Source organism: Actinomyces gerencseriae DSM 6844, assembly GCF_000429265.1.
In the GTDB taxonomy this organism is placed as follows: Bacteria; Actinomycetota; Actinomycetes; order Actinomycetales; family Actinomycetaceae; genus Actinomyces; species Actinomyces gerencseriae.
The window spans coordinates 1-17,271 of record NZ_AUBN01000011.1 but is presented as its reverse complement, the minus strand read 5'-3'; the positions used below and the strand labels follow the sequence as shown (position 1 = coordinate 17,271).

The window sequence follows — 17,271 nt, the reverse complement described above, 5'->3', positions numbered from 1 at the left end:
CGATGGCCCCGGTGCGGCATCATACGGGCATGACAGTCTCACCGGTCTCCCCGGTCCTGCGCCCCCTGTCCCGCCTGACCGTCCTCGCCGGTCCCACCGCGGTGGGCAAGGGGACCATCGTCACCGAGCTGCGCCGGCGTCATCCCGATCTGTTCGTCTCGGTCTCCGCCACCACCCGAGCGCCCCGCCCGGGCGAGATCGACGGAGTGCACTATCACTTCGTGTCCGACGCCGAGTTCGACAGGCTCATCAGCACCGGGCAGATGCTGGAGTGGGCACTGGTTCACGGCACGCACCGCTATGGCACTCCCCGCGGGCCCGTCCAGGCCCAGCTCGACGCCGGCCGCCCCGCCCTGCTCGAGATCGACCTGGCCGGCGCCCGGCAGGTCCGGGAGTCCATGCCGTCCGCACAACTGGTTTTCGTCATGCCGCCGAGCTGGAACGAGCTCGTCGCGCGACTGACCGGGCGCAGGACCGAGGACATCCGCGAACAGGAGCGCCGACTGGCCACCGCGCGCACGGAGATGGACGCTGCGGGAGAGTTCGACCACGTCATTGTCAACGACACCGTGTCGCGTGCCACGAGTGAGCTTGAAGAACTACTGGGGCTCAGAGGGTAGTCAGGGGCTAGACTGAGCCGGTTACCGATAGGTGCATCAGACGTCCATCACACGGGGAGAAGCTCATGCTCGGAACCTCCGCACAGCCCGAGGGCATCACCAACCCGCCGATCGACGACCTGCTTGAGAAGGTCGACTCCAAGTACGGGCTCGTCGTGGAGGCTGCTAAGCGTGCTCGCCAGATCAACACCTACACTCGGCAGCTCGAGGACAACCAGTTCGACTACTTCGGCCCCCTGATCGAGGCCGATCCCGACGAGAAGCCTTTGAGCATCGCTCTGCGCGAGGTGGCCGAGGACAAGCTTCAGGTCATTCCGGGCGATGAGGCCCGTGCTCGGCGGGTCGAGGCCGATAAGGCCCGGCGCGCGGCTGAGGAGGACATGTTCTCCGATATTCCTCTCGACGCCTCGTCGACCACGTCCGCGCAGGGCGAGGACGTTCCGGCCACCACGAACCTCGACGAGATCCAGTTCTGAGCGCGTTCCAGCAGCGCAGCCCGGACGCTCCGGGCGCTGCGCCTCCGGGACCGGTGCGCCCGGACCCCGTCCGCACGAGCCCGCCCGCGGGGGTCCGCGCATGACGGCTTCCGATGCGGTCCCGGCCGGGCCGCAGCGCATCGTCGTCGGCGTATCCGGTTCCATCGCCGCCTACAAAGCCCCCTTCGTCATCCGTCTCCTGCGCCGGGCGGGGCACGAGGTCCGTGCGCTCGCGACCCAGGCCGCGCTCCGCTTCATCGGCGAGCCGGCACTCGCCGCGGTCACCGGGAGACCGGTGGGCAGCGGTATCTTCGACGACCCCGCGGGTGTCGAGCACGTCGCGGTGGGGGAGTGGGCCGATCTCGTCGTGGTCGTCCCCGCCTCGGCCGATCTGCTGGCCCGGGTCGCGGCCGGACGCGCCGACGATCTGCTGACCGCCACGATCCTGACGACGACGGCCCCCGTGGTCCTGGCCCCCGCCATGCACACTCAGATGTGGGCCAATCCCGCGACTCGGGACAATGTGGACACGCTGCGCCGCCGCGGTCTGCGTGTCATCGACCCGGACTCCGGGCCCCTGACCGGCGCCGACTCGGGGCGGGGACGACTGCCCGAGCCGGAGCGCGTCGTCGCCGAGGCGCTGACCGCGCTCGCCGATCGGCGGGCACGGGAACAGGCGCAGGAGGGCGAGAACATCTCCGAACTCCACTCGCCGCTGGATGGTCACGTCGTCGTGTCCGCCGGCGGTACCCGCGAGCCGATCGATCCGGTGCGCTACCTGGGCAATCGATCCTCGGGGCGGCAAGGCGCCGCCGTCGCCCGTGCCGCCGCCGAGCGCGGCGCGCGCACGACTCTGGTGGCCGCCAATGTGGCGGACGACGTTCTCGCGGTTCTGCCGAGCCGGGTGGAGGTCGTGCCCGTCGGCACGGCTGTGGAGTTGGGCGATGCCGTCAGACGGGCCGCCCGAGACGCCGACGTCGTCGTGATGGCGGCGGCCGTCGCCGACTACCGCCCTGCCGAGACGTCCACGCACAAGATCAAGAAGCGCGGCCTGCATGATGACGGGGCGGGCGGGGGCGCCCTTCGGCCGAGCATCGAGCTGGTTGAGAATCCGGATGTCCTGGCGGGCCTCGTCGCGGATCCGCCGCGTCGCGACGGCGGGCGCACGCTCGTCGTCGGTTTCGCCGCGGAGACCGGCGACGCCGAGGGCGACGTGCTCGCCCATGGCGCCGCCAAGGCGCGTCGCAAGGGCGCGGATCTCCTGGTCGTCAACGCGGTGGGGGAGCACGCCGGCTTCGGCGACGTGCCCAATGCCGTCGTCGTCCTCGACGATCGGGGGCGCGAGGTCGCCCGGGGCGCGGGCTCCAAGGCCGATGTCGCGGACCTCCTCGTGGATCTGGTCGCCCGCAGGCTCCGCGCTCGCGCTCGGGACGAGCGCGGAGCAGGGGCGGCCGACGCTCGGCCGGGCAGGATACGTCCGACGCTCCTGCCGCCGGACGTCTGAATAATCACGGGAAACGTGCGACACTCATTCTTCAGACACCGCATTATTCGTGTCTACGATAGACGGTGACACAGCGCGGCGGTTCTTCTTCCTGTCGTGAGGCCGCGCATGGAAGTGATCTGCATGAAGAGGATCGGAGCGAGTCCCAGTACCGTAGCGGACATGGTCAAGGCGGTGACGGTTCCGCCGTTGCCCGTGCGCATCACGGCCTACGACGGTTCCGTCGTCGGTCCGGCGAGCAGCGGTCTCGAACTGCATGTCGTCTCCCCCCGGGCTTTCAGCTACATGGCGTCGGCTCCCGGAGAGCTCGGCCTGGCACGCGCATACATTATGGGCAAAATCACCATGCGCGGTGTTGAGCCCGGAGATCCCTACAACGCTTTCGACCGCCTCGAACAACTCAGGACACGCCTCCGACGCCCCTCGGTCGGCGACGCGCGCCGCATTCTCCTGGCACTCGGCCGGGACGGCCTTCGCCGGCCCGAGGTCCCCGCGGTCGAGGCCCCGCCGGCGTGGAGGCGCGCTCTGTCGGGCGTACGTCGTCACACGGAGCGTAGCGACAGGGAATCCGTCTCCTCCCACTACGATCGCTCGAACCGCTTCTACTCGATGGTGCTCGGGCCGCTGATGACCTATACCTGCGCCCTGTTCACCGATCCGGGGGAGTCCCTCGAGGACGCCCAGGCCAACAAGATCCGGCTCGTTCTCGACAAGCTCGATCTCAAGCCCGGCCAGCGTCTGCTCGACATCGGCTGCGGCTGGGGCTCCGTGCTCGTCGCCGCTGCACGGCGGGGCATCCGAGCCATCGGCGTCACGCTCTCCGAGCCGCAGGCGCACTGGGCCAATGAATGGATCGCTCGCGAGGGGCTGTCGGACCTGGCCGAGGCGCGTGTCATGGACTATCGGCGGGTGCCCGAGCGCGACTTCGACGGCATCTGCTCGCTGGGGATGATGGAGCACGTCGGAGTCCGCCACTACGACGAGTACTTCTCGACCATGTTCTCCCTCCTGCGCCCTGGTGGCAGGCTCCTGAACCATCAGATCACGCGCCGCGACTCCACCCAGAGGAGCCGTGCGGGAGCCTTCATCGGGCGCTACGTCTTCCCCGACGGCGAGCTCGCCGCACCGGGCGTCGTCATGACCCACCTGCACGACGCCGGCTTCGAGGTGATCCACGGGGAGAACCTCCGTCAGCACTACGCCCTGACTCTCGAGCACTGGTGCCGCAATCTGCAGGAGCACTGGAGCGACGCCGTCGAGAGCGGCGGCTCGCAGACCTCGCTTCTATGGGGACTGTACATGGCGGGCGCGCGCTGGAACTTCGAGCGCAACAGCATCCAGATCCACCAGCTCCTCGCCGTGCGTCCGGGACCCGACCGGGAGGGTCACTGGTACCCCCTGCGTCCTTGGTGGGAGGCCTGAGCCGACCCGCCGCCCTCGCCCCCCTGAACACGCCTCCAACCGACCTCGCAAGGACGACCCACATGTCATCGAGCTCCCTCCGCCAGTTCACCTCCGAGTCCGTCACCGAGGGACACCCCGACAAGGTCTGCGACCGCATCTCGGACTCCATCCTCGATGCCATCCTGGCTCAGGATCCCGTCGCCCACGTCGCCGTCGAGACCATGGCGACCACCGGACTCGTCCACGTCGCCGGTGAGGTCACCACCGACGCCTACGTCGAGATCCCCGAGATCGTGCGTTCCGAGATCGTGTCGATCGGCTACACCTCCTCCGAGGTCTGCTTCGACGGCGCCTCCTGCGGGGTGTCGGTCTCGATCGGCCAGCAGTCCCCGGACATCGCCGCCGGTGTGGACAAGGCGCTGGAGGTGCGCGACGACGCCGGTGGCCTCGATCCCCTCGACTTCCAGGGCGCGGGGGACCAGGGGCTCATGTTCGGCTACGCCTGCACGGACACGGCAGAGCTCATGCCGCTGCCGATCCACCTGGCCCATCGTCTCGCCGAGCGGTTGACGGCCGTGCGCAAGCAGGGCATTGTGGTTGGCCTGCGGCCCGACGGCAAGACCCAGGTGACCGTCGGTTACGACGGGGACCGGGCGGTGAGCCTGACGAGCGTGGTGGTCTCCACCCAGCACGATCCCGATCGCACTCGCGCCTGGCTGTCCGACGCCATCACCACCGAGGTGATCCGACCCGTGCTCGATGCCGAGGAGGCGAAGGGCCTTGAGCTGGCCACTGCCGACGCCGAGATCCTGGTCAACCCCTCGGGGCAGTTCGTCATCGGCGGTCCCGCCGGGGACGCGGGACTGACCGGTCGCAAGATCATCGTGGACACCTACGGCGGCATGTCCCGCCACGGCGGGGGCGCCTTCTCCGGGAAGGACCCCTCCAAGGTCGATCGCTCCGCCTCCTACGCCATGCGCTGGGTCGCCAAGAACGTCGTGGCGGCCGGGCTCGCGCAGCGCTGCGAGATCCAGGTCGCCTACGCCATCGGCTCGGCGCGCCCTGTGGGCCTGTACATCGAGACTTTCGGCACCGAGACGGTCCCCGTCGCGCGGATCGCCGCCGTCATCGAGGAGGTCTTCGACCTGCGCCCGGCCGCGATCTTGCGCGATTTGGACCTGCTCCGCCCGATCTACCGCGCCACCAGCGCCTACGGGCACTTCGGGCGGCCCGGCTTCTCCTGGGAGGAGACCAGCCGCACCAGCGCTCTGCGGGCCGCGCTCTAGGCCCCGGCCCTTGACGGAGGTGTCGGGCATCGATGTGAATCGGGCCGATCGTGCGGGACGCCGCCCCGCCCAGGGCGCGCTCCTGGCCGCCCCGGCACCGGCGGAGCACATCGTGGACGGCGAGGGCGTCGCCTCGCCCGTGGCGAGGGTGCTGCTCGACTCCCCCTTGCCGCACTTGGACCGCCTCTTCGACTACCTGGTTCCTCCGGATCTCGACGGCGCCGCCGCTGTGGGAACGAGCGTGGCGGTCCGATTCGGCGGGCAGGACATGCGCGGATGGGTCTGGGAACGAGGCACGACGACGACCCATCCCGGACGACTGGCTCCCCTTCGCGGGGTCGTATCGGACCTGCCCCTGCTCACCGGGGCGACGATGGCGCTGACCGAGGCGGTTGCGACGCGGAGCGCCGGGGTGCGTTCGGACGTTGTCAGGCTCGCGGTGCCGCCTCGGCACGCCTCCACGGAGAGCGCGGAGCGGGATCGCCTCGCCTCGCCACCGCGTCAATGGCGGCCGCCGTCGGCCGGGGGCTGGGACGCCTATCACGGAGCCGGCTTCCTGGACGCCCTCGCCGGGGGAGGGACGCCGCGCGCCGTGTGGACCGCCCTACCCGGGCGGGCGGGCCTGGTGAGCGAGTGGACATCGCTGCTCGCCGATGCCGTCAGAGCCGCACTGGCGTCGGGGCGCGGGGCTCTCGTCGTGGTGGCGACGGCGACGCACGCGGAGACGGTGGCGACGGCGCTGAAGAACGAGCTGAACCGGGCGTCGGCCCGGGAGCCGGAGGACGTGCGCGACGAACCGGTCGTCGTCCTGACCGCGGAAGGCGGTCCCGCGCGCCGCTACCAGGCGTTCCTGCAGGTGCTCCTCGGATTCGCGCGCGTTGTCGTGGGCACTCGCGCAGCCGCCTTCGCGCCCGTGCGCGACCTGGGACTGGCGGTCGTCTGGGATGACGGCGACAACCGTCTCGACGAGCGCCACGCCCCTTACACGCATGCCCGCACCGTCCTGGCGCTGCGCTCCGGCCTGGAGGGGACGGGACTGCTCGTGGCCGGCCACTCGCGCAGCGTCGAGGCGCAGGGCTATGTGGAGCGGGGATGGGCCGAGGAGCTCACCGCCGTCCGGTCGCTCCGTCGCGCCGCCGTCGCCCGTGTACAGGCTCCCGGCGCACCGGAGATGGGGGCCGAGGGCGCCTCCGGGATGGCTCGCATACCCTCGCTCGCGCACCGAGCGGTGCGCGACGCCCTGGTTCACGGTCCCGTCCTGGTCCAGGTCACACGCGCGGGCTACGCCCCTGTGGTGGCCTGCCGACGCTGCGGGCGGGTCCCCCGCTGCCCCCACTGCGGGGGGCCGCTGTCCATGGAGAGGGCCCGGGAGATCACCTGCCGGTGGTGCGCGCGAGAGCCTGCGGGCTGGACCTGCCCCGCGTGCGGCGGCGACCAGGTGCGCATGCGAGGCTCGGGCAGCACCCGTACAGGCGAGGAGCTCGGGCGCGCCTTTCCGGGCACGCCGGTGGTCGTCTCCGGCGCCCGGGAGTCCCACGGCGTCATCGAGTCCGTGGATGCCTCCCCCCGCCTGGTGGTCGCCACACCCGGCGCCGAGCCGGTTGCCGACGGCGGATACCGCGCTGTTCTGCTTCTCGACGGCGCCCTCCTGTCGGCCCGCCCCGAGCTCGGGGCGGGCGCGGAGGCTCTGCGCCGGTGGACCAACGCGGTGGTTCTGGCGCGCGCGGACGCACGGGTGATCCTTCTGGGCGATCCGGATCCGTCGGTCGTCCAGGCGCTGGTGCGATGGGACCACGCCGGGTACGCCCGTGAGGATCTGCATGAGCGGGCGGACCTGCATCTTCCTCCCGCCTGGCGCACGGCGCGGTTGGACGGGCGGCGAAGCGGCGTGGAGGCATTGCTCGCCCAGGCGGAGTCCGAGGGCTTCGAGACCCTGGGGCCGGCGCCGGTCGAGGTCGGGCGGGCGGCGCCGTCGGCGCCGGGCGATGGAGCCATCGTCCGGGCCCTGATCAGGGCACCGGTCGACCGCGGCCGTGAGCTGGCCGCCGTGCTGCGGGTGGGTCAGCGCGAGCGCTCGGCCCACCGGGAGGAGCCGGTCCGAGTCGAGCTCGATCCCACTGTGCTGTGGTGACGCTCCCGAGTCGGGCGGACGGCCCTCAACCGGCTTGAGGGAGCGCCGGAGAGCGAGGCGGGGCCACTCCTACCGGCCTCGCTCGTGCTCCTGATCCGGTTGCGTTCCGAATGCGGCGATCTTGCTGAGGAGGTCGGCGGCCGTGGCGTGCACGTCGCGGCCCTCGCTCAGAGCGGTGACCGCCGCTCCGTCGACGACGGCGATCACCAGATCCGGATCGATGGCAGCCTCGAGCCTGTCCAGCAACCTGCCGACGGCCGCGTTGAGACGTTGACGGCCCCGGCGGTAGGCCTGCCCGACGGGGGCGACGGCGCACGCGGAGATGAGTTGAACGTAGTGGCCGAGATACGGGCCCTCCGGTGGGAGCGTCGCCTGAAGCACCAGATCCAGACGTCCGGACAGGGATGGGAGCTGATCCAGGGCCTCGACCCTGTCGGCCACGCTCTCGGCGCGCGAGGCCCACATCGCGATGTTGACCAGACCGGCCTGGTAGAGCAGATCATCCAGGCCCTTGAAGTAGTAGGTCGTCGCCGATAACGAGCAACCGGCTCGCTTGGCGACGCCGCGATGGCTCACCGCGGCTGGCCCCTCCTCGCGGATGATCTCGGCGGCCGCCTCGATGATCGCCTGCCGTCGGTCTTTTCCGCGTGCGGTCGGGCGAACAGTGCCCCGGATCCTACGTGACGACCGGGAAGCGGCAGGGAGAGCAGGCAAAGGTGCAGCCATGACAACGCAGAATAGCAACAAAGTGCAGAATGATGCGCATCGGCGCAGGCACGTGCATTTGCGTCCCACGCGTTGACGCCCCACCTCCCGCCCCTCCATGTGCCGCGGGGCGGGAGGAGCGGAGACGTGGAGACGGCCCGCCTCAGGACGCCTCGGCCCCGGGCCGGTCGGTCTCGATCAGCTCCGATCCGTGGATGACCCGGGACATGAGGATGGCGACCATGGCGATCAGGGAGATCGCAGTGAGATAGCCGGCCGGGGCCAGCGGCGACCCGGTGACCTTGATGAGCCACGTCACGATGAAGGGGGTGGTCCCGCCGAGGAGCGCGTTGGCCCCGTTGAAGGACAGGGCGAATCCGGAGTAACGGACGTTGGTGGGGAACGACTCGGCCAGGAAGGTGGCCAGGGTGCCGTCGTTGGCGGTGAGGACCACGGCGAACACGATCTGGCACAGGATCACGATCACGAGACTCCCGGTGGCCGTGGTCATGACCGTGAACAGCGGGATGGACAGCACGATGAACGCGATGCACGCGGCGATGAGCATTCGTCGTCGTCCGAGGGAGTCGGACAGGCGCCCCATGAGGAAGATCGAGGCGATGTAGACCACGAGCATGATGGAGGTGGCCAGGGTCGCGGTGTCCTGGGAGAAGCCGAGCTCCTCGTGAACGTAGGTGGGCATGTAGCTCAGCAGCATGTAGAAGGCGACCGCGTTCAGGCAGGAGACGCCGAAGGTGATGAGTGTCTCGCGCCAGTGGCGCCGCAGCAGGAGAACCAACGGCTCCCACCAATTCGCCGCCCGGGGCTCCCGGGGCAACTCCGCGCGCATCGCCTGGTAGGCGGGGGAGTCCTCCAGGTGCACTCGGATGTAGCGGCCGATCAGGCCCAGGGGGCCGGCCAGGAGGAAGGGGATGCGCCAGCCCCAGTGACTCATCGCGGCATCGCTCAGAACGGAGAGCATGCCCGAGACCATGAGAGAGCCGACGAGCAGCCCGCAGGCGGTCGATGCCGGGACGAGGCAGGTGTAGATGCCGCGACGCGCCGGCGGTGCGTACTCGGCCAGGAATGTGCCGGCCCCGGCGTACTCGCCGGAGGCGGAGAAGCCCTGGACCATGCGCAGGACGAGAAGGCCCAGGGCGCCCCAGATCCCGATCGTGGCGTAGGTGGGCAGGAGACCGATGAGGCAGGTCGAGCCCGACATGATGAGAATCGACCAGGAGAGCGCCCAACGGCGTCCGCGGCGGTCGCCCCACGCTCCCCAGACCACGGCTCCGACGGGGCGCAGGATGAAGGACATGGCGAATACGGCGAAGGCCAGCATCAATTGCACTGACTTGTCGGAGTCGGGAAAGAAGGTGTCACCGATGACCGCGGCCAGGTACCCGTACGATGCGTAATCGAACCACTCGATGAAGTTCCCGATGAAGCTGGCCGTCGCGGCGCGCCTCAGCGCAAAGTACCGCTCGGGACCGCTGTGGAAAACGCTATGCTGATTGTCATCGCTCATAATGGTCCTTCTGGTAGTGTGATCGGCCGGGTGCTTCAGGTCGTACTGGAGGGGCTATTACTGGAAAGGTTTCGTCGTGCTGCCGTCGGCCTCGCCGCGCAGTCGACGATCAGTGTGTCGTCAGGCGCGCTGAGCGTGGAGCAGAATGCCGCCCGCCGGGTTCCGAGCCGTGCGGGCGGCGTTCAGCGCTAGCGTCCGGGGCCTCCGTCCTCCCGGGTATCGTTTCGTATTCGGCGGACGAAGTTGCCCATCATCATCAGAATGATGAAGCTGAAGGGCAATGCCCCGATGATGGTTCCCGTTTGAATCGTATCGAGAGTTCGCCCTCCACCGAGAACGAGCAGGAGCAATGACATGACGACGATCATCGTGACGAGCACGACGCGGAACAGCCCCGAGGGGCGCGCGGACATCGACACGAACGTCGAGAGCGCGTGAACCCCGGAGTCCAATGAGGTGACGAAATACGTTGAGACCAGCACCGTCGCCACGCAAGTGAGCAGCCAGCCCGCCGAGGGCACCAGCTTCAGGGAGGCGAATAGGCCCGAGGAGACATCCTCGCCGACAGCGGCGGTGATGCGGCCGCGGCTCTCCTCATCGTAATGAAGGGCCATGCCCCCCAGGATGCCGACCCACACCATGACGATCACCGTCGGGATGCCGATGACGCCGATGACGAACTCGCGGAGCGTTCGCCCCCTGGAAATGGTTGCGATGAAGGACGCCACGAAGGGGGAGAAGGCGATGCACCAGCACCAGATGAAGACCGTCCAGTTCCCGTTCCAGGAATCCGACCACGTGGAGATCCCGCTGGCGGCGACCGAAGGATCAGTGTAGGCCGACATGGCGACGAATCTCGAGATGAACGCCCCGAACGACTGGGGGAGGAGGTGCAGCAGGTACAGAGTCGGGCCGAAAAGCGCTACCCCGACGACCAGCAGAACCGATAGGATGGAGTTCAGCTCCGAGACGATCTTCATGCCGCGATTGATGCCGAAGTACACGGATGCGGCCGCCACCGCTCCCATCACCATGATCACGGCGACCTTGACCCCGAGCGTCCCATCGAGCCCGAAAAGTGATCCGAGTCCCGCAGTGAACTGCAGGGACGCGAAACCGAAGGACGTGGATATTCCCAGGACGGTGGCGATAATGGCCAGGAACTCTATGACGATTCCAGCGGGTCGCCGGCTCCTGATCCCGAAGAGGTCCTCGCACGCTCCCCTGAAGGTGGCCGCCTGCTTGCGGTTATGGACCGAGTAGGCGATGCAGAGCGCGACGACGCAATAAATCGCCCAGGCCGTCAGACCCCAGTGGAAATAGGTCCACGCGAGGGGCCCGTCGCCCCCGGTGGTCGGCTGCAGCGCCTCCAGGGGGTCGTCATTCTCCAGCAGGATCGGCTCGGCCACCGACCAGAAGATCAGGCCGATTCCCTGGCCGCAGGCGAAGAGCATGGAGTACCAGGCGAAACGCGAGTAGTCCGGACGCGCATCCTTTCCTCCCAGGCGGATATCGCCATGACGGCCGAGGCCGACCGCCAGGACGAAGATGAGGACGGATGTGGCGAAAAGGACGAAGTACCAGGTGAAGTATCTCGTCACGAAAGTGCGAAGATTCTGTATGACTCCTGTCGCCTGGTCCTGGAAGGTCAACGCGAGGAATGACAGGAGCGCGACGACGACGACCGCCCCAATGCGGATGCCGAGATCATCCTTGCCACGAGCCTCGTCATGCGGGAGTGAAGCGTGACGGGCGTCGCCGTCCGTCACGACCCCGTTCTCCGGATGCAGATCGCCGCTCCTATTCTCAGAACTCATTCACGATCGCCTCCGCCATCCCGGAGCCGGCGACGTCGAGCAGGATCTCGCCCTTCTCCCGGGTGGCGTTCTTCGCGGAGGAGAGGCATCCCGAGGGCGGAGTGAGCTCCGGCCGGATCGGAAGCACGTCGTAGTTCGGCATGACGGCGGGCGCATCGTCGGAGACCCTGTCCATGTGAACCAGGTCCGGGTGCAGGAGGAGCATCAGGGAGGTCTCCAGGACCCCGCCGTGCTCCAGGTCCCAGCCGGTGAACCCCTCCGGGTACAAGCGCTCGATCGTGGCGTCATCGACGAAGTCCCAGTAGGACATCAGCTGGCACTTGATGGAGATGTTCTGCAGCTGAAGGTCGCGAATGGCGAGGTCGACCCCCTCGAACAGGAACTGGTAATTCTCATAGTGCCCGTTGCAGAACACGAACTTCCTGATCCCGTGCTGCGCCAGCTCGATCACGATCTCGCGCGCCAGGCTTATGAAGGTGGCCCCGGTGAGACTGATCGTCCCCGCCAGATGATACCCGCCGCCTGACCGTTGCTGCGACTTGTATCCGAAGCCGATGGTCGGGCCCACGAGGCCGTCGACGCGCGAGGCGACCTCTTCCGCCACGGCCGTCGCGAGCAACTCATCGACGCAAAGAGGCATGTGCGGGCCGTGCTGCTCGAAGGATCCGACCGGGACTATGACGATGGGGTCGCTCTCGACGCGCGCCCGGTACTCGAACGCGTCCATGAGCCTGATTTGCCTGGACATTGATCTCCCTCCTGCGTGGATGGATCGTGTGATGCATATGTTATGCTATCTTGGCGGGTATCGGCATCTCTTTCTGCGAGTCCTTCTGCGAGGCGGCCCCCCTCGTCGAGAAGTAGACCTGCGACAGGCCTCCCGCGATGATGAGCACGCCTCCGATCAGCTGCATCGACGTGAGGTGCTCGTGGAAGAGGATGAACCCCAGGATCGAGGCCATGATTGTTTCCTGGTAGGAGATTGTCGCGAGCTCGCCCGCAAGGAGGATCTTCGAGGCCAGGGTGAGGAAGTAGAACGCACCGAAGCCCGTGATCAGGGCCGCGGCGACCAGGACGATCCACGAGCGGGCGCCCATGCCGGTCATGCTCCAGGGGAGGCTCACCGGATTCCCGTCGCCGTCGACGGTCGTCGTGGGGACTCCGTTGACGAACTCGCGGACGGGGTACATCAGACTGCTCCAACGGAAGGCGACCATGATCGCGATGGTCGATGCGGCGAAGAGGAAATTGTACCACGCGCGGACATTCGAGTCGCAGTCGGTCCGGTATCGGGAGACGAAGAGATAAAGGCCGTAGGCGACTCCGGACGCGAGTGCGATGGCGTTTCCGAACATGTACTGCGGATCGAGGTCGAGGCCGAATCCTTCCTCCGAGACGATCTGCACGATGAGCAGGGTCCCCAGGACGACGGCGGCCAGGGAGCACAGCATCATCGGCTTGAAGGGCTCCTTGAGGAAGATCGTGGCGAGGATCGTCGAGTAGATGGGGCCCGTGTAGATGAGAAACGATGCGTTCGCGAGAGTCGTGTACTGGGTGCCGATGACGTAGAGGGCCGATAGCAGGCCGAGGAAGATCCCGGAGAAAAGGAGCGACGGTGAGAACCGAGTCGTCCTGACCTTTTTGAATCCTCCGATGATGAGGAATATCAGGGTCATCCCGATGAATCCGGAGAATGAGCGCCAGAATGCAATGAAGTCTCCGGGCGCGTCAATGTATCTCGCGAAAGCCCCGATTCCTCCCATAAGGGATGAAGAGAGGAACATGAAGGCAAACCCCTTGAGCTTCTGGCGGGATTCGTTGTTCAAGGTGCTACTCCTTTGTAGTACCAGAGTGGTTGTCGGTGATCTGGTCGCTTACGGTAACTCTGGATATGGGTGTCGAGGTTCTGCGAATGCGTCGACCTGCGCGTTCGCAGATGGTGCCCGCTCGTAGGCGGACGGGAATGCAGCGCGCTCAGGCGTCAGAGGTGCGGGACCTCCGAGTGATGGCGTCCAGGAAGATGGGCGCCAGCCCACCTCCGACGATGAGCAGTCCTCCGACCATCCCCACGGGAGTGAGCCGTTCTCCCCATACGAGGAGGCCGCACAGAATGGCGACCGGACACTCCCAGTAGGAGATCGTCGAGTACTCCACAGCGGGGAGATTGCGTCCGGCAACGACCAGGAATCCCAGTGCGAAGAGTCCACAGATGAGGAAGAGGGCCATTGCCCACAGCCAGTTTGTGATCGTGAAGGAGGAAACCCCGTGCCATGGGCGCAGGAAGATTGACATCACCAGTGTAGCAGCGGACGCCCAGAAAAAGTTCCAAACTCCACGCACGACTGAGTCAACATCCTTGCGGTAGCCATAGAAGAACATCGCTAGACCATAGAGGACTCCCGAAAGAAGGCCGAGAAGGTCTCCCAAGCTCTTGCGTGGGAACTCTTCAGAATGGGATGACAGGTCCAGCCCGAGGGTCAGGCTTCCGTTCTTGAAGTCAATGATACCGATAGTCAGCAGCATGCCGACGAACACCAAAGACAGGAAGATCCCCGATAGCACACTGATCTTCTCCTTACGGAAGATACGTGCAAGCAGCGCACAGAACAGAGGTCCTGTGTAAATGAGGAAGACGGCGTTGGCGATGGAGGTCATCAGCGTTGAGGAGATGTAGCAGCCCAAAGAGAGGCCGATGCTCACCCCTCCCAGGATCACGGTGGTGCTCAAGCGGGTGCGCCGGAACAGGCCGGCTTTCCCGGTCAGCAGGAGGATGATGATGAAACCGAGCAGGCCGACGGTCATGCGACCGAAGGCCAGGAATGATCCAATGACGGACTTATCTGCGTCAGCGAGACCAGCAGTCGTACCACGGCTGAAGGTGCCGACGAGCCCCATTCCGGTGGCGGCTAGAAGCATGGCGATGGCACCAAGCTTCTTGTTCATCACGTAGTCTGTGACAGAGGAATCGGTGGACGTTGTCTGTGACATGGCAGTTGTGGCTCCTGAGCTCTCTCCCGGCGCGCAGCGGCGAACAGCCTCTTTGCTGAGCTTCGCGCGGCTCGATCAACTCTCACCGCCTCCATAGGGAGCATGGCAACCGCATCGCGAGAATCGAGTGGGGAACGGTACGGGGCGGCAGCCCGATTTATGAGCCGCCGCCCCGCGCCCGCTTGAAAATCAGATCAGACCAGAGTGGGGTCGTCGACCTGGTTGGGGAAGTAGTCCTCGCAGGTGCCCTCGCGGTAGACGTCCGCGGTCGCGCAGTGCAGGCCTCCGCCGAACGCGTAGGCGTCGCGGAAGGGCACGGGGATGACGTTCATTCCCAGTTTGTCCATCTGCTCCATCTGGTGCACCTCGCTGGCCTCGACGCACACGGTCTTGTGGTCGATCACCAGGCAGTTCATGGACAGCCACACCGAGGAGTAGCACAGCGGCGGCGGTGTGGTGTGAGCCGGCGGCGCGGCATCGACGATCTGCCAGTCATTGGCCTCGAAGATCTTGCGCTGCTCCTCGGGCAGACGGCGGTGCGGGTTGTTGATGATCAGGCCCGGCCGCAGCGGCACGAAGGTCGCGTCGATGTGGATCGGGTAGGGGTCGCCCGGGAAGTTGACGGCGTGGACGCGGAAGTCGGGGTAGTACCGCTTGAACCACTCCATGGCCTTCCGGTTGGTCGTCAGGCCGTGCTGGATGAACAGGTCCTTGCCGACGCGCATGACGTCGGCGGCGTCCCACATGGGCTCGACCTCGGTGGTCACGAAGTCCTTGGCCGCCGTGCGCTCGAGCCTCTCCTCGATGCTGATCTTCTCGTCGTAGTAGTTGTGCTTGTACGACTTGTCGGTCAGTCGCGGGCGAGGGGCCTGCGTCCACTTGAACTCCGGGTCGTCCTCGAAGTACTGGTTCATGAGCGGCCAGTAGGCGAGGTACTCGAAGTAGCGGCAGCGGAAGGAGTTCGCAGCGGACATGATCTCCTCGCCCATGGTGAGCAGGATGTCGCGCGGGGGCATCTGGGTGAATCCCGACTCCGTGCGGAAGTCGGGAGTCTGGATGGCCTGGTTCCACTGCAACGGCGTGGGACGGTCGACCGTGACACCCAGGTCCTCGAGGATCTTGACGTAGTTGTCGAGCTGCTCGTTCGCCGCCTCGACGGTGGCGGTGGGCCGGGGGCCCCACATGCCGCGCATCTCGGAGTCGATCGGCACCTTCTCCGATGTGGCCGGCTCCTCGGGCGGGATGACCGAGAAGTCCGCACGTCCGACGATGACGTGCTTGAGCGGGTCGAAGTCATTCCATGAGTTGACGATCTTCGCCATGAGTGAGTCACTCCTTTGTGCTGGTTGTGTGACGTGAGTTGAGGCAGTTGAATACGCCTGCGGTTCGACAGTCGCCTTCGCTCCTGAGGGAAACCCGGAAGATCCCTCGAAGGCTTTCACGAACATGTGCGTGACCGTTGCGATCATCGAACCCGGGTGTGTGGTCATGTGCGGTTGACGGCTCTCACCACCTCCTCGAAGGACGGATGCCGTCGCGATGGTCGGGCTCGGCGAATGCGAGTGTCAATCTACTCGGATGCCGGTGGTTGGAGGTCGTTGGGGTGGCCGTAGTTGCCGGCGGGGGTGATGATGGTGCCGGTGGTGCCGTTGAGGATGGTGTGGGCGTCTTGGAGTCGGCCGATGGCGGCGATGTCTCCGGTGAGTTCGACGAAGCGGCATGCGGCTTCGACTTTGGGTCCCATGGAGCCGGCGGGTGGGTTGAGGGCTCTGAGGGTGGCGGGTGTGGCGCGGGGGATGTGTTGTTGGTGGGGTGTGCCGTAGTGGGTGTAGACGCCGTCGACGTCGGTGAGGATGAGCAGGGCGTCGGCTTCGAGGTGCTCGGCGAGGGTGGCGGCGGTCAGGTCCTTGTCGATGACGGCTTCGATGCCCTGGAGTCGTCCGTGGGTGTTGCGGATGACGGGGACGCCGCCTCCGCCGGCGCAGATGACGATGGCGCCGGTGTGCAGCAGGGTGCGGATCAGGCGGGTCTCGATGACGCGTTGGGGTTGGGGGGAGCCCACGACGCGGCGCCAGTGGGGGCCGTCGGGTTTGAGGGTCCAGCCGCGTTGGTCGGTCAGGTCGTCGGCTTGTTGGCGGGTGTAGACCTCGCCGACGAATTTGGTGGGGTTGTCCAGGGCGGGGTCGTCGGCCAGGACGAGGGTCTGGTTGATCATGGAGGCGACCTGGCGGCCGGGCAGGGCGTTCTGCATGGCTTGGAGGAGCCAGTAGCCGATCATGCCCTGGGTCTGGGCGCCCAGGGTGTCGAAGGGGTAGGGGGCGCTCAGGCGCTGGTCGTTGGCGGACTGCAGGGCCAGGACGCCGACCTGGGGGCCGTTGCCGTGGGTGATGACCAGCTCGTGGTCGGCGGCCAGTGCGGCCAGCTGGGCGGCGGCGGTCTGGACGTTGCGGATCTGGGTGTCGGCGTCGGGCTTGTCGCCGCGGCGCAGCAGGGCGTTGCCGCCCAGGGCTGCCACGATTCTCATCGGGCGTCCTCCTCGCGGTTCTCCCGGTCGGCGCCGGTGGTGCCGGTGGTGGTGCCGGTGGTGGTGGGGTAGGGGGGATCGGCCAGGGTGGCGACCATGACGGCCTTGATGGTGTGCATGCGGTTCTCGGCCTGGTCGAAGGCGGCGTTGGTGCTGGTCTCGAAGACGTCGTCGGTGACCTCCAGGCCGTTCATGCCGGTCTTGTCGTAGATGTCCTGGCCCACGGTGGTGGCCCGGTCGTGGAAGGCGGGCAGGCAGTGGAGGAACTTCACGTCGGGGTTGGCGGTG

The 17,271-nt window shown here is 67.0% G+C and carries 15 protein-coding genes and 1 pseudogene; 7 read left to right on the top strand and 9 right to left on the bottom strand.

Going from position 1 to position 17,271, the window contains the following annotated elements:
- Positions 1-29: 29 nt before the first annotated feature.
- The 6 genes from gmk (at position 30) to G448_RS0105280 (ending at position 7,421) form a co-directional block, all read left to right on the top strand.
- On the top strand, positions 30-620 hold the full coding sequence (gmk, locus tag G448_RS0105305) for a guanylate kinase (RefSeq protein WP_026407152.1): 591 nt from the start codon (positions 30-32) through the stop codon (positions 618-620).
- A gap of 65 nt (positions 621-685) precedes the next feature.
- Positions 686-1,096, top strand: a complete 411-nt coding sequence (gene rpoZ, locus G448_RS0105300) for a DNA-directed RNA polymerase subunit omega (RefSeq protein WP_026407151.1) — start codon at positions 686-688, stop codon at positions 1,094-1,096.
- Between the two features lie 100 nt (positions 1,097-1,196).
- On the top strand, positions 1,197-2,600 hold the full coding sequence (gene coaBC, locus G448_RS15190) for a bifunctional phosphopantothenoylcysteine decarboxylase/phosphopantothenate--cysteine ligase CoaBC (protein WP_084436351.1): 1,404 nt from the start codon (positions 1,197-1,199) through the stop codon (positions 2,598-2,600).
- 162 nt (positions 2,601-2,762) lie between these two features.
- Entirely contained in the window at positions 2,763-4,022 is a 1,260-nt protein-coding gene (locus tag G448_RS0105290; protein ID WP_026407150.1) for an SAM-dependent methyltransferase, read from the top strand.
- 62 nt (positions 4,023-4,084) lie between these two features.
- Positions 4,085-5,290: a methionine adenosyltransferase gene (gene metK, locus G448_RS0105285; RefSeq protein ID WP_026407149.1), complete on the top strand. Its 1,206-nt coding sequence runs from the start codon at positions 4,085-4,087 to the stop codon at positions 5,288-5,290.
- Between the two features lie 112 nt (positions 5,291-5,402).
- Complete coding sequence (locus tag G448_RS0105280) at positions 5,403-7,421, top strand: primosomal protein N' family DNA-binding protein (RefSeq protein WP_026407148.1); 2,019 nt, start codon at positions 5,403-5,405, stop codon at positions 7,419-7,421.
- Positions 7,422-7,490: 69 nt separating this feature from the next.
- Here the strand turns inward: G448_RS0105280 and G448_RS15185 are convergent, their stop codons facing one another.
- Positions 7,491-8,135, bottom strand: coding sequence for a TetR/AcrR family transcriptional regulator (locus tag G448_RS15185; protein WP_390882938.1), 645 nt, complete (start codon positions 8,133-8,135; stop codon positions 7,491-7,493).
- Between the two features lie 154 nt (positions 8,136-8,289).
- Entirely contained in the window at positions 8,290-9,654 is a 1,365-nt protein-coding gene (locus tag G448_RS0105270; RefSeq protein ID WP_026407147.1) for an MFS transporter, read from the bottom strand.
- On the opposite strand from G448_RS0105270, the gene G448_RS18020 reads away from it, so the two are divergent.
- A complete protein-coding gene (locus G448_RS18020; RefSeq protein WP_156910925.1) occupies positions 9,634-9,846 on the top strand; it encodes a hypothetical protein in 213 nt (70 codons plus the stop codon). The genes G448_RS0105270 and G448_RS18020 overlap by 21 nt on opposite strands.
- Here G448_RS18020 and G448_RS15180 read toward each other — a convergent pair.
- The 7 genes and pseudogenes from G448_RS15180 to G448_RS15170 all read right to left on the bottom strand — a co-directional run.
- Complete coding sequence (locus G448_RS15180) at positions 9,843-11,471, bottom strand: BCCT family transporter (RefSeq protein WP_084436347.1); 1,629 nt, start codon at positions 11,469-11,471, stop codon at positions 9,843-9,845. The two genes, G448_RS18020 and G448_RS15180, sit on opposite strands and share 4 nt — an antisense overlap.
- The gene (locus G448_RS0105260) at positions 11,461-12,219 is read right to left on the bottom strand and encodes a creatininase (RefSeq protein ID WP_026407146.1); all 759 of its coding nucleotides are present in this window, start codon (positions 12,217-12,219) and stop codon (positions 11,461-11,463) included. Before G448_RS0105260 ends, G448_RS15180 begins: the two co-directional genes overlap by 11 nt.
- 40 nt (positions 12,220-12,259) lie before the next feature.
- Positions 12,260-13,297, bottom strand: coding sequence for a DMT family transporter (locus G448_RS15175; RefSeq protein WP_084436345.1), 1,038 nt, complete (start codon positions 13,295-13,297; stop codon positions 12,260-12,262).
- Between the two features lie 148 nt (positions 13,298-13,445).
- Positions 13,446-14,459 carry a DMT family transporter gene (locus G448_RS0105250; RefSeq protein WP_026407145.1) on the bottom strand — a complete coding sequence of 338 codons (1,014 nt, stop codon included), beginning with the start codon at positions 14,457-14,459 and terminating at the stop codon, positions 13,446-13,448.
- 194 nt (positions 14,460-14,653) lie between these two features.
- Positions 14,654-15,781: a serine/threonine protein kinase gene (locus G448_RS0105245; protein ID WP_026407144.1), complete on the bottom strand. Its 1,128-nt coding sequence runs from the start codon at positions 15,779-15,781 to the stop codon at positions 14,654-14,656.
- A gap of 248 nt (positions 15,782-16,029) precedes the next feature.
- Positions 16,030-16,983 carry a carbamate kinase gene (arcC, locus tag G448_RS0105240; protein ID WP_026407143.1) on the bottom strand — a complete coding sequence of 318 codons (954 nt, stop codon included), beginning with the start codon at positions 16,981-16,983 and terminating at the stop codon, positions 16,030-16,032.
- Positions 16,980-17,271: pseudogene (locus G448_RS15170) on the bottom strand (hypothetical protein); the annotation flags it as partial. The pseudogene G448_RS15170 and the gene arcC, both read right to left, overlap by 4 nt.